The organism is Pedobacter jeongneungensis, assembly GCF_000633455.1.
GTDB lineage: Bacteria > Bacteroidota > Bacteroidia > Sphingobacteriales > Sphingobacteriaceae > Pedobacter > Pedobacter jeongneungensis_A.
This window is the reverse complement of the sequence record NZ_AYMG01000032.1, coordinates 41856-62881: the sequence shown is the minus strand read 5'-3', so window position 1 is coordinate 62881 and position 21026 is coordinate 41856. Positions and strand designations below refer to the sequence as shown.

At 34.7% G+C, this 21026-nt stretch carries 20 protein-coding genes; 8 read left to right on the top strand and 12 right to left on the bottom strand.

Going from position 1 to position 21026, the window contains the following annotated elements; all coding sequences use genetic code 11:
* Window positions 1-398 precede the first annotated feature (398 nt).
* From U859_RS0125645 to U859_RS0125595, 11 genes are all read right to left on the bottom strand, one after another.
* On the bottom strand, window positions 399-1238 hold the full coding sequence (locus U859_RS0125645; protein WP_025146110.1) for a DUF4138 domain-containing protein: 840 nt from the start codon (window positions 1236-1238) through the stop codon (window positions 399-401).
* A gap of 1 nt (window position 1239) precedes the next feature.
* Window positions 1240-2304: a conjugative transposon protein TraM gene (gene traM / locus U859_RS0125640; RefSeq protein WP_025146109.1), complete on the bottom strand. Its 1065-nt coding sequence runs from the start codon at window positions 2302-2304 to the stop codon at window positions 1240-1242.
* Window positions 2288-2935, bottom strand: a complete 648-nt coding sequence (traK, locus tag U859_RS0125635; protein WP_025146108.1) for a conjugative transposon protein TraK — start codon at window positions 2933-2935, stop codon at window positions 2288-2290. The genes traM and traK overlap by 17 nt, the downstream gene beginning before the upstream one ends.
* A 2-nt stretch (window positions 2936-2937) precedes the next feature.
* Window positions 2938-3891 (bottom strand): hypothetical protein, encoded by a 954-nt coding sequence (locus U859_RS0125630; RefSeq protein WP_025146107.1) that lies wholly within the window; start codon window positions 3889-3891, stop codon window positions 2938-2940.
* A 10-nt stretch (window positions 3892-3901) separates the two neighbouring features.
* Window positions 3902-4504 (bottom strand): hypothetical protein, encoded by a 603-nt coding sequence (locus U859_RS0125625; protein WP_025146106.1) that lies wholly within the window; start codon window positions 4502-4504, stop codon window positions 3902-3904.
* Window positions 4504-6966, bottom strand: a complete 2463-nt coding sequence (locus tag U859_RS0125620) for a TraG family conjugative transposon ATPase (protein WP_025146105.1) — start codon at window positions 6964-6966, stop codon at window positions 4504-4506. Before U859_RS0125620 ends, U859_RS0125625 begins: the two co-directional genes overlap by 1 nt.
* Window positions 6967-6971: 5 nt before the next feature.
* Complete coding sequence (locus tag U859_RS0125615; protein WP_025146104.1) at window positions 6972-7283, bottom strand: DUF4133 domain-containing protein; 312 nt, start codon at window positions 7281-7283, stop codon at window positions 6972-6974.
* Between the two features lie 5 nt (window positions 7284-7288).
* Window positions 7289-7600: a DUF4134 family protein gene (locus tag U859_RS0125610; RefSeq protein WP_025146103.1), complete on the bottom strand. Its 312-nt coding sequence runs from the start codon at window positions 7598-7600 to the stop codon at window positions 7289-7291.
* A gap of 17 nt (window positions 7601-7617) precedes the next feature.
* Window positions 7618-8271 (bottom strand): hypothetical protein, encoded by a 654-nt coding sequence (locus tag U859_RS0125605; protein WP_025146102.1) that lies wholly within the window; start codon window positions 8269-8271, stop codon window positions 7618-7620.
* A gap of 93 nt (window positions 8272-8364) precedes the next feature.
* Window positions 8365-8835 (bottom strand): hypothetical protein, encoded by a 471-nt coding sequence (locus tag U859_RS0125600; protein WP_025146101.1) that lies wholly within the window; start codon window positions 8833-8835, stop codon window positions 8365-8367.
* 2 nt (window positions 8836-8837) lie between these two features.
* The gene (locus U859_RS0125595; protein ID WP_025146100.1) at window positions 8838-9578 is read right to left on the bottom strand and encodes a ParA family protein; all 741 of its coding nucleotides are present in this window, start codon (window positions 9576-9578) and stop codon (window positions 8838-8840) included.
* A gap of 726 nt (window positions 9579-10304) precedes the next feature.
* Between U859_RS0125595 and U859_RS0125590 the strand changes: the two genes are divergently transcribed.
* From U859_RS0125590 to U859_RS0125575, 4 genes are all read left to right on the top strand, one after another.
* On the top strand, window positions 10305-10664 hold the full coding sequence (locus U859_RS0125590) for a MobC family plasmid mobilization relaxosome protein (RefSeq protein WP_025146099.1): 360 nt from the start codon (window positions 10305-10307) through the stop codon (window positions 10662-10664).
* 3 nt (window positions 10665-10667) lie between these two features.
* Window positions 10668-14012: a relaxase/mobilization nuclease domain-containing protein gene (locus U859_RS0125585; protein ID WP_025146098.1), complete on the top strand. Its 3345-nt coding sequence runs from the start codon at window positions 10668-10670 to the stop codon at window positions 14010-14012.
* Window positions 14013-14023: 11 nt separating this feature from the next.
* Window positions 14024-16090: a YWFCY domain-containing protein gene (locus tag U859_RS0125580; protein WP_084153156.1), complete on the top strand. Its 2067-nt coding sequence runs from the start codon at window positions 14024-14026 to the stop codon at window positions 16088-16090.
* Window positions 16091-16176: 86 nt separating this feature from the next.
* A complete protein-coding gene (locus U859_RS0125575; protein ID WP_162800047.1) occupies window positions 16177-16608 on the top strand; it encodes a hypothetical protein in 432 nt (143 codons plus the stop codon).
* Between the two features lies 1 nt (window position 16609).
* Here the strand turns inward: U859_RS0125575 and U859_RS31355 are convergent, their stop codons facing one another.
* Window positions 16610-17389 (bottom strand): M23 family metallopeptidase, encoded by a 780-nt coding sequence (locus tag U859_RS31355; protein ID WP_025146095.1) that lies wholly within the window; start codon window positions 17387-17389, stop codon window positions 16610-16612.
* Window positions 17390-17453: 64 nt separating this feature from the next.
* Here U859_RS31355 and U859_RS0125565 point away from each other — a divergent pair, with 64 nt between their 5' ends.
* The 4 genes from U859_RS0125565 (at window position 17454) to U859_RS0125545 (ending at window position 20986) form a co-directional block, all read left to right on the top strand.
* Entirely contained in the window at window positions 17454-18515 is a 1062-nt protein-coding gene (locus U859_RS0125565; protein WP_025146094.1) for a DUF3945 domain-containing protein, read from the top strand.
* 14 nt (window positions 18516-18529) lie between these two features.
* On the top strand, window positions 18530-18982 hold the full coding sequence (locus U859_RS0125560; protein ID WP_025146093.1) for a single-stranded DNA-binding protein: 453 nt from the start codon (window positions 18530-18532) through the stop codon (window positions 18980-18982).
* Window positions 18983-19133: 151 nt separating this feature from the next.
* Window positions 19134-20501, top strand: coding sequence for a toprim domain-containing protein (locus U859_RS0125550; RefSeq protein WP_025146092.1), 1368 nt, complete (start codon window positions 19134-19136; stop codon window positions 20499-20501).
* Window positions 20502-20509: 8 nt separating this feature from the next.
* Window positions 20510-20986 carry a DUF1896 family protein gene (locus U859_RS0125545; protein WP_025146091.1) on the top strand — a complete coding sequence of 159 codons (477 nt, stop codon included), beginning with the start codon at window positions 20510-20512 and terminating at the stop codon, window positions 20984-20986.
* The last annotated feature ends 40 nt before the right edge of the window (window positions 20987-21026 follow it).

The following is a 21026-nucleotide window of genomic DNA, read 5'->3' as shown; positions in this document are numbered from 1 at the left end:
ATTCGGACTTTGCAACTTTGCGTTCGGGTATTGCAGCATTGCGTTCGATCTTTGTAGCATTGCGTTCGAGTATTGCAGCACTGCATTCGAGTATTGTGTCTCTGCGTTCGAACTTTGCAGAGTATGTTACTCGCGTTCGAGTATTGCAGCATGAAATATAGCCCTGAATGATTCTTTCGTATACCTGCGTTCGAGTATTGCAGCCATTATTATAACTCTTATATATTCTTATAATATTAGGAATTCGCCTGCGGCTCATGGTTTTTATGTTATTGGTAAAAGCTAATAAATAAAAGGGAAAAGAAAAAAGAGCCTGTTATAGCTCTTTAATTTTTTAATATTTGACTGTTTAAGCTGTTTTAAGAGCTTTTAATCCTTTTGTGTATATAATTGCTCGGCTAGAACTTCTTTGCGCTTAAAATTGCGCTTCCTGGAAGATCGAATTTTAAATTCCTTTCGCCATTTTTCTCACCAATATCAATTACGAATTCTTTTTGTTTTGGAATGGTAAATTTCTCGAAAACGAAGACCTGATTATTTTCTTCCTTTCCATGGGCTCCAAGTTTTAAAAATTCACCATTATTAGATGTAAATATAGGATCTATCTGCGTGTCCTGGGCAGAGGCTTTTTTTAATCTGGCTTTTGTTCTAATATAAAATTTTATAAAATCGAAATCATAATTTATGGAAGATTGATTAACAAATCCAATTAGAACATAAATTTTATCATCTTTAATGAATACACCTTTGACAAGAGCTATTACATCTCCCTGCCTTCCTCCAGTTATAGGAGTTTGTTTTTTAGAAAGCTTAATAATTTCTTCTGAATTATTTTCAAACTCAGATTTCACTTTCTTTTCTGGATCTGCTGTTGGCTGGAAATTTGAGCCATTTTTGTTTGTTACTTGCTTGTCACTCTTAAAAAAATAGTTTAAGGTATCCGGTGTTTCTTTATAATTGACCAGGATTGAATAAAATTGTTCATCCTTAGTTAATACAGTTAAATTAGTTTCCCTGATATTTCTTGCCGTTGCTTTTAGTTTCAAAATATTCGGTTTTTCCGTCATTTCAACTCCTACTTCTTTCGATCCATAATCGAAGAAGTCAATTTCACTATTGAAAATTAAGAATGTTGTTTTATTAGTTGTAACGAAAACCTTCTTATTAATGTTACGATCTTGCCCGTGCAATGTGAAAAGGATTAACCAAAAGAATAAAGTAATCTTTAATTTTTTCATCCTAGTTTGATTTGATTAATAATTTATAGCTAGAACCAATAATTATAGAGTTATTACCCCTTTTTTTTCTAAATAGGTTTTTTGTTGCTTCAGCTACGTTTCCAATAACTGGCAGGTTACTTAATTCCGATGGAGCATTTACTCCGTCAATGATCTGATCAGTTTTTTCTTTCAAATTCCCTCCAGTAACATGTATCCCCTCTTGTCCATCTACATCATACACGGACATATTTACATTTATTAACTCTTGCTTAACCCTGATAGAATTAATTTTAATATTAATTCTATCCTCTCTTCTTATCTCAACAGTACCAAAAATAAATGAGTTGGCCGGCAATGTGATATTGTTCAATACAATTGGCTCCGTAGTTCTCATTTTAATACTACCAGAAGGAGAAACAGCCTGCTCACCGTGTACAACTGCGCGGAACGGAGCCGTATATGCTAAATCAGAAGAAGACTTATCAGGTATATTCTTTTTCCTCGATGTTCCGCCAAAAAACAAGGGATTGTCTTGCTTTTCTTCAACTATGTCGATCGCTTCACCTGTTTTTTCCGTTACTTCTCGTTCTTTATGTAACACCGGTTGGCGCTTTGGTGAATATCCACTGTATCCCCCGGATCCTGTATACCTTTCATTACTCGGTGGTGGTGTACTAGTCCCCTGATTTTTATAATATTTTTGAAGAATTTGTTCAACATCTTTATTTGCATTCGGGGCCTGTTGGGCATCTGGAGAACTTATTTTCTGTGCTGAGCCAGCGGCCTGTGTTCCTGATGGTTTTTCTGCAAGTGAATTTACGTCAAAGTCGTTTACTATAGAGTTTTTCCTCGATTCTTCATCTGCTTGGATATAAGCTTCATCTTTTGTTGCTATATCTGTCACCTTTGCGTCCGGTATAGACATATCAAAAGTTTTCTTTTCCCCTTTTGTAACTGCGGCAACTGTAGTTCCACCACCTAATAGGTCAAATAAGAATGCAAATATTGGAATAAAGGCCAAAGGAGCAATTGTATACATTTTTCTTTTGGCCTTAAAAGCGGGAGTATTAATGTTCTCTGTCATAACTCTGAATTGTATTATTTGATGTAACTTCAAATTTTTCAATCAAAAGACCATGTGGATTATTATCCGATCTTGGAATGTTCCTTAAATTCATAGTACATTTTAGTTCTTTTAATGTGATAGTCGTAGGCCTTTCTATTTGCTGCTGAGCTGTGACCATCGCTTTATATGGATACGAACTAAAATCAACCTGTATGCTATTAGTATCCAATTTTATGTACTGTACAGCATTTGCACTGATCATCTTGTCGTAATATTTCTGCTCTTTTAATTGATCTACAAATTGTCGCACCGAATTATCCCCTAAATACAGCGCCTGTTTACTGTTCTGCTCAATCTGGGTTCGATCTGGTGAAAGTGTAAACATAAGATCTAGGAACATTTTTATGTGATGCTTGATTTCTGCAGGCCTGTTGTCATTTGCATCCTTTCTTTCTGCAAGTAGAAGAGCGTTTCCATTTACAAGCGTATATACTTTGGACCTGTTTTCTTCAATAATTTTATTTGCATAAAATAGTGATATCAACGGAACAACAATTACCCCAACTAAGGCAATGATAGTGATGGACTTATTTATTTTATAAGCCCTGTCTATATTTTTCAAATCTGATAATGGATGATTATCTGCCATTTTTATACCCCCTTAGTTATTAGCATTCGAGCTGCTTGTGCTGCCATTGCTTTGGTTGAACTTTGTCCACCGCCAATCGATAGAATATTAGAAGTAATTTTTGGTACACAAAGGAAACTAACAATCATGAACACTGAAGACATGATTAGCGCCATCATCATAATATTAGGTTCCAGGCCAAGAACACTGTTTTCTCCGAAAGTTTTAAAAGAATTAATAGTTAATTCGGATATCGTATTTGCTATCGGTACCCAAAGTGAATATTGTAACATTTTCTGAAACCAGTTCGTTATAGAATTTTCGAATCCGGGTATTAGTGACATCCCAATTGAAATAGGACCAAAGACATAAAGGAAAATGAGGTACATTTTAGAAATAAGGAAAAGAACAGCCATGCAAACCTGAGCAATTAGGACCAATACGAAGCTAAGCACCGAATACATGATTGAAGAAACAAATTTCTTTGGATCCAACAACATATCAGTGGCATTTATCCCCTGGTCAATTTGTCCTGAGTAATTACCATTAACGGCATTTGGATCATCATTTGCAAATTCAGTAGCCGCACTTTGTGTTTGAGGTGTGATTTTGAAAGACTTACCTTCCCGGTTTGACTCATACTCTTTCTGCCTTTCGTTAATACCACCTACGAACTCAGTATATTTCATAAGTTGAGTTGTTCCGTTAGCCTCAAAGATGGAGGCTCCAAATAGTTGTGGTATACCTTTGGCTATTGGCGTATAAGCCGATAGGACAAATGCTATAAATACGGGGTAGGCAAAATCTTCCATATTAAAAACACCTCCGTTTAGCATCTTTGATGCGAACCTTTTGAATATATAGACGTAAGCACCTATTAAACCAAGAGCTTTTCCGGCAACTAACCAGAGGGCCATGGATTTCTCCAATGTAACGAAACGGGAAAAATAATCATTCAATAAATTTGTTAGTTCCATAATTTTAAAATTATTGGTTTAAATTAATTTCTTCGAAATTTGGATTTTGTCGCCTAGCCTCTGCATATCTCGAGAATACATCAATAAACGATCTCATCCCATACGATATCTTCATCATTTCCTTACTGATCTGGTCGAGCTGCTGAAATCTTTCGTTGTCATTCATTTTGACAAAATTTTCAGAAAGAATCACATTTGTTTTTGACATGACCTTCACACTTTTATTTAAGCCATTTTTCATCGCTGAGTGAACCATTTCTCTATACTTATCATTAAAGTACCGGTCATATTTATATGTATTATTGGTATACATGGCTATGATTTGCTTCTGAGCAGCAAAAATATCCTTCGCCTGGTCAGAATTTCTTACAAAAGAATTGACTGCAGATAAAGCATCCTGATATTGTTTTGTTATCTGTAATAAATCCAAACCCGATTTTTTTAAATCTGTTAATGACGAAAAAGATTTTTCTGCTAGTGCTTTTGTTGAAGCAAGAAATGCATTTCCCGATTTAACTGCGGCAAATGTTGTTGCATCATAGGTAGCAACTTGCCCCATGGCTTTTAAGCTGAAGATGCAAGATATTATTATGAGGATTAATTTAAATTTCATTATTTCTTGATTTTATTTTCTGTAAATTGCTCTAATGCCTGGATAAGGTCCCCTCCTTTTTCATTCTGTAGCCGGTAGATTACATCCGTTTCATCTTTATTTGTTGTAAATGCTGCGTATTCCATATCCGAAACCTCTACTGCATACACTTTCGAAATTGTCCCGAGCTTGATATAAAACTCCATGTATTTCCTGCCATTCTGAGGTTGTTTGTTTAAGGACTGCACTAGGCTGGCTTCATGATCAGTTAGACCTATAAGTTCTTTCACATGTACAAATCCACTTTTGTATTTACTTTGATCTAAGAGGATTTTAATATCACTATTTCCAACCAGGGCTTTCTTCACAAATTTGTTTCCGATCAAATCGTCCAACTCCTGTGTTACTGTAATCAGCTGACCATAATATTTTCTGACTGTTTTTACAGCATAAAGCAGGAAACTTGACATTTTATCATTCATTAATGCTTTCCAGGCTTCTTCCATCAATAAGGCTTTCATGATATTTTCGCCTGGTAACCTGAACAACTTATTTAGATAAGTATCAATGATCATGATGGTATATATACTAAGCAAGGTAGGGTTGTCCTTGATACTTTCCATTTCAAAAACTACAAGTTGATTATTTGTATAGTCTAACTTTGTCGAAGAATTTAAAAGCTGGTCATATTTACCTTCTTTGTAGTATATCCTGGTCGTTATTATAAAATGTTCGTAATCAAAATGGTTGAACTCAGTGCTGTTTGGTTCATCTTTTTTCTTTTTCAGATAGACAGCCTTTATAAATTCATAGAATGAATTAAAGCCTAGTCGAAGAGATGGATTTTTACTTGCTATTTTATAGTAATTTACGATATGCTCCCTCATAACATTATCCTGAAGCTTAGAAGCTTCCTCATCAAGCCAGATAGTGAATAACAACGCTTTTATGTTTTCTATTTTGTCATCTGTTAACCCTATTTTATCGTCTAAAAAGAATGGATTGAATTTAGGTGGGTTAGACTCATTGAAGTCTATAAAAATTCCATTGTTCAGTTCACAAAGCCTTTTGTATGATCGACCCATATCTACCAGAACCATGTGATGACCATGATCAAATAAATGACTGAGGTATGTGTTTGTTAGAAAGCTTTTACCAGATCCGGATGGACCGACTATAATCATATTCCTATTTGATATTACACCTGCCTTTAAAGGTTCAAAAAGGATATCCACATGCAATGGATATCCGTTCAACCTTTCACAAAACCTAATACCAAAGTCTGAATTGCTATCTCTGTAGGCAGTTTCCATATTTATAAAACATGCAGCCTGATCCGCAAATAAAGTGGAAGTTAAATTTGCCGGAATATCTGAACCATTTCCCGGAACACCTGCCCAATAAAGTTCTTTACTGTCAAATTTATTTAACCTGGGCTTTATTCCCATTTCCATAAATCCATTTCCAACCATAATCGCATCATCAGCCAATTCAGCTGGGCTATCGGAGTACGTAAGAACATTAGCATGAAACCTTACTGGAATGGATCCAAGCTGGCTAGCATCGAGAAATTCCTTCATCCTCTTGTAGTTGATATCATTTGTTGATGATACTGCGGAAAAGTTAGATAATTTGTTCTTCTGTAGCTCTTTCTCCCTTATTGTTTCTTTAAAATTATCCTTGAAAACATACTGATTGTATATGTGGTTAAACTTAAGCGCCAGTGCAACTGGATGGGCAAATGAAAACAAGGCCTTGATATTGGCCTTGCCACCCTCATTATTATTTTTAACCAGGTCAATGTTTTCAGGAAATTGCTTTAATGAATCTATGCTATGAAAACAACAGTGTTTATTGCCGACCATCATTCCATTTCTGAAATCGATATCTACCATTTCACGGGTCCGGCTTAATGTGAAATAGCGGCTAAGCAACCCCATGTCTGTTTCAGAGTCGTAATAGTCTTTACTTGTAAGTCGTTCTACTCGAGAGAAGTATTCAGTGTTAGCTTTAAACATCCCTTCAATTGATGCTATATCGGAATAAAAGTTGTTGAAGGCACGTTCATTTATAGAATCAGCCGGGACTATCGTCGAATTAAAAAGATTTGTAGAATACGATCTTGTTTTAACGTTCTTTGTTGTTTTTATAAAAAAGATGTAGCATTCATGATTCACATGTTCCCTTTCTATGAATTTGAAATCAGAATGTTTACCCAAGATGCTATCTCCCCTCTTATTATTAGGCTTAAATTTCTTTTTGGTAAACCAGTCTTGTTTATGCATCACAGAAAATTCAGGCATCCTATCGATCACATTATTGAAGAAAATATTCAGGGCCTCAAAATCATCCTGGGACAAAGAAAAGATCTCGCGTAGATCCAACTTAAAACCTACCGCCCAATCTCCCCTTTTAGTTATGACAACATCATCATTTATCCGAAGGATAGGAATCTTATCTAGTAAACTCGCAGCTCCAGCCATGTTATTTATTTGGTTAAGTTTTTAAAGATATTTGGGTCGTTAGAATATATGACATCCACAGATTTGCTTTTTATAAGTTCCTTATCTATTCCGGAAGATCCATATTTGTTACTTATGTACTTAACCAGTAAAAAGGTTCCTACTATAAGAAGAGCACCCAACGGTATAGCTACATACATAACTACTCCTGCACCCACCATGATCAGAAAAAGGGTCAAGGAACCAAATCCGCAATAGAGAACATAATTTATATATGGGCCATCCACTCCCAAAAATTCGGGAGTGCTATCGGCCGCTTTATATATCCTCTTGCTCATATCCCTTAAGCGAAAATGGTTTTCATTGCTGCCCAGGCTAGTGCAAATATACCTGCAGCTACAAACCATTTAATATAATGTTTCGATGCATTTTCTCCTTCCACATTAGCTTTATTCAAAGCTGTAACTAATCCAACTGCTGCTGCCAAGAAAGCAAGGCCCATAAAACCTTTTTCTAGATAATTTTTTACATTGTTTGTTGAGGTAGTGAAATCCTGAGCTGCCTTCTCTATTCCACTCTGTGCATATACAGCCGTTGTTGCAAGAAAAGTTAAAATAAAAGCTAATGCTCTTTTTGTTAATTTTTGATTTTTCATTTTAGAATTGTTTACGTTTATAAATATTTATCGAAATTGAATGTTTCATCCTGGAGGTCATCATCCGATTCCTTATTAACCTTTTTCGTTTTAGGTTCAGGTTCACCACCATCTTTGCTTTCGCCGGTATTAGTACCGACCACCTGGTCTGGTTCTTTTTTAACATTTTTAAGATCTTCGAATTCAGGATCAAATTCGATTGTTCTATCGGTTTCTTTAATCTCTGTAGTCTCTGATAAAATTGACTCAGGAAGCTTATCTTCTTCACCGGTTATATAATCATTAAATTTAAATTCGTCCTGTCCTTCCTGGTCCGTAAAGTTTTCAAAGACAACCTCTTCATCTTCTTTAATTTGAGTATTGTCCAAGTATTCCTCTTCTTTGAGAAATTCCTGAATAGTTTCGCTATTCATTATTTCATCTGCAGATATTTCTTCTTCCTCTTCTACTTCAAAATATCCCTCATCCATTGCCAGTAATTCGTCGTCAGGAATTGAAACTTCATTATTTAATGCAATTTTATTAATATTTTCAATAGCATCAAACTTATTATTAGTTTTTCTAATAAATTCATTCGCGTGCAAATCGTCGTTATTTTCTATATTTTCATCGATTTTATGGTCGCCCGGATCATTGGTACTTTTACTCTTACCAGCTAGTTTTTGGGGCAAATAGTACTTATAATAGATAAATCCGTAATATAATAGATATAGGAATACCATAGCGACTATAAAGTCACTCCAACTATAACTGCTTAGCATATTCTAAATTTTAAACTTTTTAGCGATTCGCTTATTTATGATTTTTTCATTCTTTTTATAAAAATTTTCAATAAGGTTACATACGAACCCGTAAGATGTACCGTCGAATGCCAGCAATATTTTATCCAGCATGGCCTTGTGATCCTTAGTGTATTGGGTGCCAAATGATATTTTACTACCTTTCACTTCCTTGAAAAATATTCTTTCGATATCATCTTCTGACACCAGTTCGTCGGAAGCTTTTTCTTTTTGGATTTTCGGTTCGCTTATTTGTCCAAGGTCTAAATTTTGCTGTGGTGCCTTATCCCCTTTTGTTTCTTCATAATTATCCTCAACTTTATCTACTTTAACAACTTGTTCCGATAAGAAAACACCTTCTTCTTTTCGTACAGCTGGGGAAGTATGCCCAATTACTGGTAAATCAAGATCATCAAAGGATGAAGCGAATGATAATGGTTCCTTTTTTTTGGTCATAACTATTTTGTTGTTTTAGATTTCATGAACGTAAACATTTCCATAAACAATGGCTCTGGGTTAATTTTCTGCATCCTGGTATCGATCATTGTTGGCATAACGGTCCATGGAAAGTTATCAGAAAACACTTTCGACTCGTGAAACCCATTTTCCAGTATGTTTATTCCGACTGCGTTAAACGAATTCCTGATTGTATTAAACTTATCGTAATCTTTCAATTTACTATTTGTAGTATACTTGGTAAAAAACACGGCATAATCAATAAGATTGTTTTCTACTTGATTTCCTTTTAGAATAAGGTTAATTTTTTTAATGAATTGAGCTGTACTATCCTGCGATTTAAGATCTGTATAACATGGGATAAATAAAAAATGGATCAATGGGTAAACTGTATCTAAACCAGATGCCTCAAGTGTTCCAGGTAAGTCTAAAAAGATAATAGTATATCCTTCTCCTTCTAGTTCCACTATCTTGTTCCTTAAATCCTGGTGGCTGCATTTGAAAATTGGATAAAGTGGGCTTCCTCTTTTTTCAGTTAGTGCTTCCAACTTTTTCTTTTCCGTTTCACTTCGCATTACTGCTTCCAATTCTTTAGCTCGGGATCTATACAAACTTGCCTGGAGATCTACATCTATCACCGCTACTTTATGCTTGACCATTCCATAATGAATTGCCGTCGCAAAAAGCGAAGTCAGGGTACTCTTTTGAGCCCCTCCCTTTTGATTTGCAATACTAATTACCATAATTATTTTGTGCTTGGGTTTGAGATTCAAAAATAAATAAAAATTTATAAATATCAATATTTATTTATTTATTTAAATATTTATTTCTTTCTCGTTAATAAAATTTATTTATTTCTCTCTTATTATATTTATTGCTAAAGATAAATATTTATTCCTTTATTTATCTTAATCTTTATCTCTCAATTTATTTATTCCTTTATTACTATAAATATTTATCTTCATAAATATTTATTTCTTTATTGCTATAAATCTAGAAACCAAGATTTATAAAGATTTAGATTTCTTTATGTCTAATATTCTATTTTTATAATATTCTACGTTTCTAAAATTCTTTTTATTGAGGGCTGTATGTTTGTAGAATTCTATTCCACAAGATTTCTATATGGCTATTTCTCTATTATGTTAGATTTAGAAATCGATTAATAGCAGTTTACTGTCATTTCTAAAACTCTTTAGGGTACTTAACATGCTATGGAAACCTATATTTCTAAATCTCTAGATTTCTAGAAAAGCAACCTTCAATCACCTCTATCCCGATCAATTATTCTTTATTTCAATTTTTTATACTATTTTGGTCTGGGCGTTTTACCTGCAAGGTGTGCAAATGTCGGACAAAAATGCTGCGCATTTTACCTCCTATTTGCCTCCTTGCCCCTCTGGGGATATAAAAACGATGTTGACAAATGCGCCGTGCCGTTGCATTTTTAAATAACTAAAACTTAAAATATGGCATTACCAAAAGGGAGAAGTAGAATTGATGACAACGATAGAGATCAAAAGGCAAAGGATTTCAGATTTTATGTGCGCGTAACTAAAGAAGAACAAAATAAAATTCTTGCTGATATGGCTGATCTCGGTATTAAAAGGTTCAGTAGTTATGCGAGAATTAAATTGTTAAATGACAAAAAAGCTTTTAAAACTTTAACTACCCATGATAAATTGCTTTATCATTTAAATAAAATTGGTAATAATTTAAATCAAATTGCTAAGCAAATGAACCAACATGGTGCTTATAAGATGCAAGCAGAAGAAGTTAATAATGTAATTGAGTTGACCAAAGTTCTCGCATTAACCTTGAAGAAATAGAAAATGATTGCAGAGATATCGAGTGGTACAAATCCTGTAAGTATGGTACTTTATAACGAAAATAAGGTTACTAATGGCACTGCTACGCGTATTTTTTCAAATAATTTCAGTATTGAAAATAAAGAAGTTTTTTGTGCTACTTTCAAGCACTTAATTGCAGAAACTTCAGTTGAAGAACCTACCAGGCACATCTCAATTAATTTGCCTCCTGGAGAAAAAGTAACTGATGAAACTTTTCAAAATATAGCCAAGGACTACATGGAAAAACTTGGATATGGCAACCAACCTTATGTTGTTTATCGCCATGCAGATCGTCCCCATGAACATATTCATATTGTAACTGTCAATATCGATGAAGATGGCCGCAAAATCAATGATTTTTTCGAATACAAGAGAAGTCAAAAGATTACGCGAATGTTAGAAGATAAATACAATCTTACCCAGGTTAGCAGTGAAAAAAATAATAAGAAATCAACTACCTTAATCAGCCCAGAAAAGCAATTAGAATATAAAGATCTTTTTGAAAAAAAAGGTGTCAAAATTGCTATCGGTCGCGCCACACAGGAGTTAAAAAATCACTTTAAGCCTACTAGTTTAACTGATGTTAAAAGGTTGTTAATGTTATCAGGCATTCATACCTCCACCATACTAAATGAAGACAAATCTGTCAAAGGGTTATTATTTTCAATGGTTGATGATCCTGATCATAAACCTATTCATGCATCTGACCTCTACCACAGTTTTTCTATTCCATATTTAGATAACATATTTGATAAGAACCAAAAATTCAAAGAATCTTTTGATGTTTCGGTTATTAATACAAAAGTTATGAATGTCTTGGATCAGTCCCAAACATTCAATTATTCACAGTTCAAGACAGCGTTAAATGGGAGGGGTATTGAACCGCTTTTTGATAAATATAAGGATGGAAGGGTTTATGGACTTTCCTTTCTAGATCTTGAATCTGGTTGTGTCTTTAAAGCCACTGAAATCAATAGATCTCTTTCTTTTAATAAACTTAAAGATAGATTAGTGCCCGGTGAAAATGTGTTACCTAATACAATTGTTCCAAAAACATTAGATAAGGTTATCACAGATGTTTATGTCGAAAGTTTGAAGGAATGGAAAGATTTACAGAATTGGGCCTCCTCTCAATCATTATTTTTAACCAGCCAGGATGTATCTTCAATTTTAAAATTCAAGTTACCACTAATCGATCCAGTTATTATCGATGAATTCATTTCTAAAAAGGAAAAGTATTTTGAAGTGTTTGAGTCCTTTAATAAACTTTTAAAGGACAATTATAAGGACGTTGCCCATGAGATGACTGCCAATGAAATATATGAGCAAGTAAAAGATACACCAGAGTTTTCGAGCTACGCAGGTTTGGTTACCTCAGATAAAGTTAATCAGACAATTCAATTCTTCATAGAAAGTCGTATTCAAATTGAAGATGAAAAAAGAAGAAGGCCGATTATAGAAAATGTGATACAAAGCTATATTGATCATGTGCAAGAAAAGTTTCCGGATGATCAAGTTAAATACTTTGTCGGCAAAGATTCCAGGGAAAGATTCATTCTTTCATTGCAAAAATCCGAGCTGATTCAAAATATTAGCGAAAAAGATAGAGATATCGTTATCAAACAATCGGCTGAAAAGGCTATTTGGGTTGATGATGACAAATCATTGTCCTCAAAGGTTAAGAAAGAAATCCTAAGTCAGGCAAAAACGATCATAAATGATGCTTATAAGGATACTGCAGCTGCTGGAAATAAATTGGGTGATTATTATAGGTTATTGTCTAAAGGAGATGAATTTTCTGATAAACTATCTTCTTTATCCAGTATCACACTGCTCCAGGAAAAACTTAAATTACTTGGAAAGGAAGAATTATATGATCACCATCTTGAAAAGGTGCTTGTAAAGATCAAAGAAGATTTGGTTGCTCAGGCCGAAGTAGCAGACAGAAAAGATATACTTAAAGGCGAATTGAAATGTTATTATTCAGATCTTAACGTTGGATCCGAGAAGTTAAAATTATTTCAGATTATAGACGAGAAATCTACAGTCGAAGGATTTGTTTTACATCTTGAATCCTCAGGTATATTCAAGTCAACAACATTGATTGAAAAAGAATTACTATTGAAAGGGGCGGAAGAAATCGTGCTTTGGGAAAAGCAGAATCGGGTGCCACCATTGAAGCTTTCTGAATTTATTAATGAAAAAGTAAATGAGATAGTAAATCAAAAGATAACAGATGAAGCAGGGGAGGGTGTGAAACCTTATGAAGTTCTAAGAACCTTTACCCAGGAGACTCTAACGAATATTTTTAAGGCTGATCCATTACACAACTCAATTAATGAATCTGCAGCAGTTTTCGGCTTTAAAGGTGATATTGATAAACTTATTCTCGATACCCTGACTTATACAGGAGAAAAGATTTTAGAACGAGCAAACAGACTTGAAAGATCAGAAGTAATAAATAAATCACTTTCTGAATATTATGCTGTTCTTTCTACCCAAAATCCAGAAACCGAAAAATATCTACTGATTAAAGATTATTCTGATCATAATGAATTTTTTGATTTTATTCGCGTTTCTGAGTCACTTAATAAGTTTAGTGAGTTAGAAAGACATGTTCTTTTGTCCGAGGCAATTGAAAAGATCCAATGGGACAAAGAAAACAAGGTACTGCCATTATGCATTGAAAATGCTATAAGAGTATTTGTCCGGAATCAAATTGCAGATGGTAAAGTAGGAGGGTTATCTGCTGAGCAAGTTTATAGGCTAATGTCTAATGAGGGGTATTTAGAATCAACTCTAACGGCCTCAGGGATTAAAGACCAATTAAGTCATTTCGCTTTAAACCTGGGTAAAGAAAATGTTTTTGAAGAAGTGTTTAATGCCCTAGTAGAAAAATATCAGGCCAGTTTCCCAAGAAAAGCAGATGAAATAGTTTTGAGTAAGTATATTAATGAAGAGATCAGAGATATATATGTTTCACAATTTAAGCAATCGGGAATAAAGCTTGAAAGTGTTTACATCAACAATTTCCTTAAAAAAGAATTGCTGCAGACACATTTACAGCAGAACACCTCAGTTAAAGAAGCACTGGCTACAATGGCAAAATTATACCCTGAATTCAAGGCTGATGAATTCGTGGATAAAATGATAGAACGCTTCATTGAATTTAAATTTGCTCGCCTTGACGCTATAAGAAAACATGAAGAGCAACAGCAGAGACAGACGTATGCTGATATTATAAGCGTTTTTGGCTCAGGTAATTTTGATAACAGGCCTAACAAGGCAAAAACAGATAAGAAAAAGAAAAAAGGTAGAAACATTTAAAGCAACACTCTATGTCAAACGACGTACAAAATCACAGAAATACAACAGAGCTCGCTATTATCGCAGCAATAGTTATACTATTAATATCAAGCTATATTTATGGATACCCGGCCTTTAAAATGTTCGGGTTTACTTCTTCATGGATTGATAAAGGAATACATAAAATGTTAAGCATTAATCCTGTTTTTGGCAAGACTGATCTCATTTTTAAAGTTATAGCGATATACTTTAGTTTCCTTTTTGCATTGGGATCCAGTGGTAAGAAAGAAATGAAATTGGAGAAAAAAGGCATTTATACAATTTATGCCTTTGCGGGTGGACTAATCTTTTTAGCCTCATTTTCATTGTTTCGTATGCCCGGAATAATTTTATCAAGTAGCGTATTATATGTTTTGGTAACTCTGGTTTCATTTACATTTTTTAATATTGGTATTAACCGGCTTTACCAGCTTTACCGCTATAGGAAAATGTTGGGTAAATTAGATAAGTTTAATGATATAGAAGAGGAATTTGATCAGGTAGAAACTAAAATAGGAGATGAAGATTCTATATATATTCCGGCTTGTTATGGACCGAAGAAAAGAAGGTCATATTGGAATTTTGTTTTACCTTTTGCTGGAAATATAGTCACCGGTAATCCTGGAACCGGTAAATCTTTTGTGTTTATCAATGAATTCATACGTCAATCAATGTTAAAGGGTTGGACAATGTGTGTTTATGATTTCAAGAGGGGCGAGCTTTCGGACCTGGTTTATCGCTATCTCATAAAAAACAAAAGGAAGATCCTGGCTCATCCTAATTTCAAAGATGTAAAACCTACTTTCAATGTGTTTGATATTGATGATCCAAGTAGATCTGTTAGAATTAATCCATTATCAGCCGATCTACTCCAAGATGAAGCCGACTGTAACGACATGGCAACTCTTTTTTTGGAAAGTTTGAACCGTAGCTGGATAGAAAAAAAAGGTGAATTCTTCTCAGAATCTTCAAAAGCTTTACTAGGTGCATTGATTATTTTCCTGAGATATACAAGTTTGAAAAGTAAAGAGGAAAATGGCGAATTGGCGAAACTCGGTAATTGTTGCTCCCTCCCGCATGTTATTAGCCTTCTGAACTACGAACGAGATGACCTTTTCTCTGTTCTGGCTAACCATCCGGCGACACAAATTGCTTTCAGTGCATTTGTTGATGCTGTAAATGATGGAGCCGGTGAACAATTGTCCGGCCAGGTTGCGACAACGAAAATTTCTTTGGCAAGATTTGCTACAGCAAAGGTTTATTGGGCTTTGTCAGGAAATGACTGCAGTACCTTTGTATCTGACCCTAAAAATCCTCAGTATTTGTGCCTGGTTAACAATGAACAGCGCCGTGAAACTTATGGTGCTGTAATTTCGATGATCATGGGACAGGTGGTTAAAAAGGTGAATAGGCCTGGAAATAAACCTACCTTACTTGCTATCGATGAGTTAGCTACCGTTTATGTAAAGGATATCGACATCCTAATTGCGACGGCACGGAGCAACAAAGTAGCTGTACTTTTAGGTTTCCAGGATATGGCCCAACTTGTTAAAGATTATGGGAAAAAAGTTGCAGATACTGTAAGGAATACTGTAGGAAATATGGTTAGTGGTCGTGTAATGGCTGAGACAGCTAAGGATATGCAGGAAATGTTCGGGAAAGTCCTTCAAAGAAGGCACTCGAATAGTATTTCGAATTCCGGTGTTTCATTCTCCGAAAGTACACAAATGGATTATGTAATCCCGGCAAGTAAAATAAGTGGTTTATCACAAGGCGAATTTGTTCTAAGGCTTTCTGATACAAGAAAAAATCCACTGCCTGTTAGATATGCTAAGGGTCATGCTGACATGGATATGTTAGGTGATGAGCGACTAGAGCACCCTAGTAATAATCAATATCACAACCTCAATAGACCTGAATACAAAAAATCAGACTTTCTGAATGCCAAAGGTGAAGATATCACGGATGATATCCTAGCCAAAAACTTTGCAAAAATCAAGAAGGATGTAAAAGAACTAATACAACAGGAAATGGAGGCATTAGGTATTATTTCTGCCTAGATTTTCTTTAGGATAGTAATTTTTTGAAACAAATATCTTAATTTCGGGAATAAAATGCATATATTTTACTTCTCTAACAAAATTCTGTGAACCAAAAAGAACAAATGATAGACCCGGACGTGTTGGGCCAGCGCCTATTGACGTTGCGCAAATATTACAGCAAAAACGTTCTCAATTTAGATAAGGATATTTCTCAGACTGAACTTGCCCAGAAGTGTGGTTTAAATCAAAATAAAATACACCAATTAGAGTTCGGAGGAAAGGGAAGGATAGAATCTTTCATATCGCTTTTGAATTTTTATATTTCAAACGGATTCAATCCACTATGGATTGTTACCCCAGACAATGGTGAAATTTCTTTGTACACTGCTATAGAAGAAGTAACCGACGAAATTATGGAGCCTGCGGATGAGGACGAAAGCGCCAATTATTATGCGGATCAGATTGTTGAAGAAGAAAGGAAAAAAACTGAGTTTTTTGAAGCTATGGAAGCTAACTTCAATAGGATATTTGGTTGATTTATAAACCAGTACTCAATTTTCTTTCTGTTATCCTAGTAAACTCAATAGGATTCACTTTATAATCGTTTTTCAAAATTTCGTAGTGAAGATGTGGGCCAGTTGAAAGCCCAGTTGATCCCACCCTTGCAATAGGCTGGCCCACATTAACCACATCACCTGCTTTTACCAAGCAGCTGGAAAGGTGTCCAAATATTGTTTTAAATCCAAACTGATGCTCTATCAGGATTTTTGTACCATAGCCTTTTGCATTATCATTTACTTCCCTAACCACACCATTTGCCGGAGCATAAACAACTGTTCCAAATGGGGCTGATATATCTAATCCCTGATGAAATTTAGTTACCTTTAAGATTGGATGTTCTCTTAGGCCAAACTGAGATGATAATCTTTTGTACGTGCCTGGTTTCAAAGGTATGATGGTTGGGAAATTCACAAAGTTGGGTGATGTAAGCTGTATATTATCGACTACAACTTTCAGTTCCGAAAATGTTTTAGCCCTTGTTAAAATTTTCCGCTCTAGATCATGGACTGTTGTAAGAACTGCCTGTTTTTCTTCTTCGCTTTCAAAGTTATTTGAATTGGCCTTTAGTTGGTTTTGACTAAGAGCCAGGTCAGACCTCAATGTTAGGTTCGCAAGTATTAAACTGTCTTCTTTCAGTATTGTATATTTTGATTTGGTAAAATTGTAATTGGTATTTTTAATAAAAATTATTGTCAACGAAAATACGGATATAGTTGTCACTAATACTATTGCAATATTTTTTTTTAAGTCTAACATTTTTGCTTATTGAAAATTTTAATTTAACTTTGGTAGTATTGATATTTTTAATAAATGTAAATATATGAATTCAAATTTATTAAATGAGCAGGAACAACAACACGCTTCAGCTCTTTCAGGTCTTGCTCCAACACTTTCAAGTAAAGTAGGAGATGCTTTGACCAACGACGGCAAAATTACGGTTTCTGAATCAGAGATTATATTACAAGAATATACCGATCAGCAAAACCCCAAACAATCGAAACCGGAATTCCCTTCAAAAACTCAAAACTCAAATAAAATGGAAAAACAAGGCACTGCCAACGAACAGGAAAAACCAAATGGTGTTTCCAAGTCACAACAAACAACCCCACCAATTCCTTTCCCATTAAAAAATTTGGTTGGCCAAATAGCAGGGACTATCTATGGGGTTCCGATAGATTCTTTATCGCCACGCGATAAATACAATCTTGAAAAGGGTAATTATACTGAAGGTATCCATAAATTTACATACACCAATATGGCCGGAAAAACTTCAGATCTTGAAGGGAGATTCTATCTGCAACGCGGCCAAAATAATACCGTTGAAGCTAAGTTTTTACAAGTTTTACCCAAGCCTGAGATAACAGAATGGCTTCAGGGAGGCTATAAACTTAAAGATGGTGAAAAAGATATACTTCTCTCAGGTGAGACTTTATCATTCACTAATAAGCCTTTAATTAAAAATCCGGACGGTCCCAATCCTATCCGTTCCGAAAAAGAGCAAAACTATCTAGCGAAGCTTGATGACAAAACAAATCAGGTTATAGTGCGTAACATGGGAGCACCAAAAGCTTTCAAGTTTAACACTACAATTTATAGTGTTGAAATTCCTCCAGCTGATTTTGCTTCTTTAAAATCAGGTAAAAGTATTAATATTGAAAATCCAACATTCAATGGGGGAGAGCAGAAGGGAACCTTCTCTGTTAGGTTTGATCCGGTTAGAAATAACTTGGTCGTTAAGAAGTCTGAAAAAATTCAGGAAAGTACAGGAAAAGAAAAATCAAATAAAGTAAAAGATACCACACAAACGAAAAAAACGACAATGAAACCTACTCAGGATATTGTCAAGCTATCCCCGAAAGCTTCTAAAGGACCAAAAATTTAATTTAAACACATCTTATGAGACGCACAAAAAACACAGTTACATTAATCGGATTTGTAGGAAAAGATCCAATTTTTAATTCAGTAGGAACCGAAAAAATACCCTTTGCAGCATTCTCGCTGATTACTAATGACGTGGTAAAAAGGGCTGATCCTGCCCAACCTGGAAAATACATTATGGAAACCAGACCCAATTACCATAAGATAGTTGCATGGCGAAGAAATGCGGAAATAATTAGAGACTATGTGAAAGGTAAAGCCTACATAAACATTGAAGGCCGGCTTTTTACAAATGAATACAAAGATGGCAATGGAGCTACCCAAAAGTCTGTAGAAATAGTGGTTAACGAAATCTTATTACTTGATAAAGGAAGGGATACAGCTACTCTAACTGAAATGAGCACTTCACAGCTGGAGGAACTAAATGATGTTCCTGGAACCGATGAAAATTTAAATGAGGAGGTTTATTAATGTTATTATCTATTCTATTGAAAATTTCAGTTATTGACTTTATTGAGTGGGTTGTTTTCCCAGCCAGTTTTATAGTATTTATTTTAATGATGAGACGGGCATGGAAATCCAGAAACAAAAACTTGATTGAGCAAGATAAAAACGAACAATAATGGCTAAATCATTTGATGACTTCAAAAAAGAAATAGACTTGGTAGACTTCGCGGTCTACCATGGCTATGATATTATCCGGGCTGACGGCATGAAGTGGCCTTCATTGGTCCATCGCGAAACAGGTGATTCTATTATTATTAACCCGGATCACAGGATGTATAGAGAAAAACATAATACTGATGCCGGAGGAAATATTTTAAGATTTATCAAAGATAGGGCAGATACAATTTTTGCGAAATTCAATACAGAAAAAGATCCATCGAAGTTTTATATGCTGTTGAATAATGTTTGTTATGATTATCTGAATATCTCGCCCGAAAAAAAGAAAGAGATTTCAAACTACGTTCCTCAGGATCTTAAAATGAAAAAAGCTGGAGAACGAAATTTCTTTTCTCTGGATACATTAAATGTTAGACCTTTGGACGATAGTTATTATTTGATTAAACAACGAATGATAGATCCTAAAATAATCAAGGATCCTTTATTTGCTCCGAAACTGGTAAACCAACAAGTAAATTTCGAAACTGGAACAACTTTAACAAACACTGGGTTCATTTATACGACTTCTATTCTTAACGATACAGCTGTTGGTCTTGAAGTACGAAATTCCCAGTTCAAAAGCCATTCGGAAGGATCAGATCGATCATCCGGTGTAGGTTTTTCAGCTCTCAATGATAACAAGGTTAAAAATCTAATCGTGGGGGAGTCCTTCATAGATCAAATGAGTTACCACCAGTTACATGGTTTGCCAACGAATATTTATGGAAGCACCGGTGGCCAGCTTACAGCTGAACAGTTAACGGCGATTTTAAATACTCCTGAAGAGCTAAAAAATATTAATAAGCTTGATAAGGACTTTAAATTCACCTTAGCATTCGACAATGATATGTCCGGACATGTTTATGATTTTCAGTTCATACGAAGATTAGGAAGTGAGTCATCTGAACCATTGGCCATCACAAGGGCTTATGCAAGTAACAACATCAATAATAATCTTTCATTTCTATTTTTCAATACTGCGAAATTGGAACAGATTAAGCCAGATCTTATCGAAAATCTTGATAAGATCAATGCCCTTATTTCTAAAGAAAATTCTCAGGCAGATCAATTTAAAATTCAAACTAAAGTAAATGACCAGGGTGATTACAAAATTGAGTTTCCTAAAAATCCAAAGTATATGGAACTATTCAATAATGTCCTGATTAAAACACTTAAATTAGAAAATATTCTAACAATCCATAAAGCTATAAAATCCGACTTTAATGATGATTTGAAAGCTATTAACGGAAGGAAAGTGGAAATGAAAAAAGAGGGGGAGCCGCAAATATTAGATTTCAGCAAATTAAATAAAGCATTGAAAATTTAACACACAATATGAAAAACGAAAATAATAATAACATGGTTGATTCTGGCTACTGGAAATGGAAGTTAAAAAATTATTTAACCAGGGCCAACAAAGCTTTTTATCTAAATATGGTAGCTCAGGATACCCTTGATCAGTTTCTTACGCTACGATCATCCCTGGCCGAGACTGAATATACCTTGTCACTCTCTTCAGGAGCATCTGATGAAGGAGCAAAAGAGCTTGCTTTTGCTGCACTATTTGAAGGTATAGAATTTTCAAGGGTTGAACACTTAGAATACCTTATGATGACCCATTATCCTAAGGAATATCATTTAATTGACGATAAAAAATCGGACGCGATGTTTCATGAACTCGCATTAATGACCGACTCAGTTTATAACAAAATCATGGACAACTTCACAGGTGAGATGGATGCTATCGATAAGTTGATTCTTCCACACATCGCGCAATTCCTTCTTAAGTTCAAAAAAACTTACCAGAGATAATAAACAATAATATTCTACACCCTATTTGGAAGAACAGCCT

What these genes read in the sequence shown, in the direction of transcription:
- U859_RS0125645 (WP_025146110.1), bottom strand. Translation starts at nt 1,238, where the DNA reads ATGAAAAAATTAAAGATTACTTTATTCTTTTGGTTAATCCTTTTCACA.
- traM (WP_025146109.1), bottom strand. Translation starts at nt 2,304, where the DNA reads ATGACAGAGAACATTAATACTCCCGCTTTTAAGGCCAAAAGAAAAATG.
- traK (WP_025146108.1), bottom strand. Translation starts at nt 2,935, where the DNA reads ATGGCAGATAATCATCCATTATCAGATTTGAAAAATATAGACAGGGCT.
- U859_RS0125630 (WP_025146107.1), bottom strand. Translation starts at nt 3,891, where the DNA reads ATGGAACTAACAAATTTATTGAATGATTATTTTTCCCGTTTCGTTACA.
- U859_RS0125625 (WP_025146106.1), bottom strand. Translation starts at nt 4,504, where the DNA reads ATGAAATTTAAATTAATCCTCATAATAATATCTTGCATCTTCAGCTTA.
- U859_RS0125620 (WP_025146105.1), bottom strand. Translation starts at nt 6,966, where the DNA reads ATGGCTGGAGCTGCGAGTTTACTAGATAAGATTCCTATCCTTCGGATA.
- U859_RS0125615 (WP_025146104.1), bottom strand. Translation starts at nt 7,283, where the DNA reads ATGAGCAAGAGGATATATAAAGCGGCCGATAGCACTCCCGAATTTTTG.
- U859_RS0125610 (WP_025146103.1), bottom strand. Translation starts at nt 7,600, where the DNA reads ATGAAAAATCAAAAATTAACAAAAAGAGCATTAGCTTTTATTTTAACT.
- U859_RS0125600 (WP_025146101.1), bottom strand. Translation starts at nt 8,835, where the DNA reads ATGACCAAAAAAAAGGAACCATTATCATTCGCTTCATCCTTTGATGAT.
- U859_RS0125595 (WP_025146100.1), bottom strand. Translation starts at nt 9,578, where the DNA reads ATGGTAATTAGTATTGCAAATCAAAAGGGAGGGGCTCAAAAGAGTACC.
- U859_RS0125590 (WP_025146099.1), top strand. Translation starts at nt 10,305, where the DNA reads ATGGCATTACCAAAAGGGAGAAGTAGAATTGATGACAACGATAGAGAT.
- U859_RS0125585 (WP_025146098.1), top strand. Translation starts at nt 10,668, where the DNA reads ATGATTGCAGAGATATCGAGTGGTACAAATCCTGTAAGTATGGTACTT.
- U859_RS0125580 (WP_084153156.1), top strand. Translation starts at nt 14,024, where the DNA reads ATGTCAAACGACGTACAAAATCACAGAAATACAACAGAGCTCGCTATT.
- U859_RS31355 (WP_025146095.1), bottom strand. Translation starts at nt 17,389, where the DNA reads ATGTTAGACTTAAAAAAAAATATTGCAATAGTATTAGTGACAACTATA.
- U859_RS0125565 (WP_025146094.1), top strand. Translation starts at nt 17,454, where the DNA reads ATGAATTCAAATTTATTAAATGAGCAGGAACAACAACACGCTTCAGCT.
- U859_RS0125560 (WP_025146093.1), top strand. Translation starts at nt 18,530, where the DNA reads ATGAGACGCACAAAAAACACAGTTACATTAATCGGATTTGTAGGAAAA.
- U859_RS0125550 (WP_025146092.1), top strand. Translation starts at nt 19,134, where the DNA reads ATGGCTAAATCATTTGATGACTTCAAAAAAGAAATAGACTTGGTAGAC.
- U859_RS0125545 (WP_025146091.1), top strand. Translation starts at nt 20,510, where the DNA reads ATGAAAAACGAAAATAATAATAACATGGTTGATTCTGGCTACTGGAAA.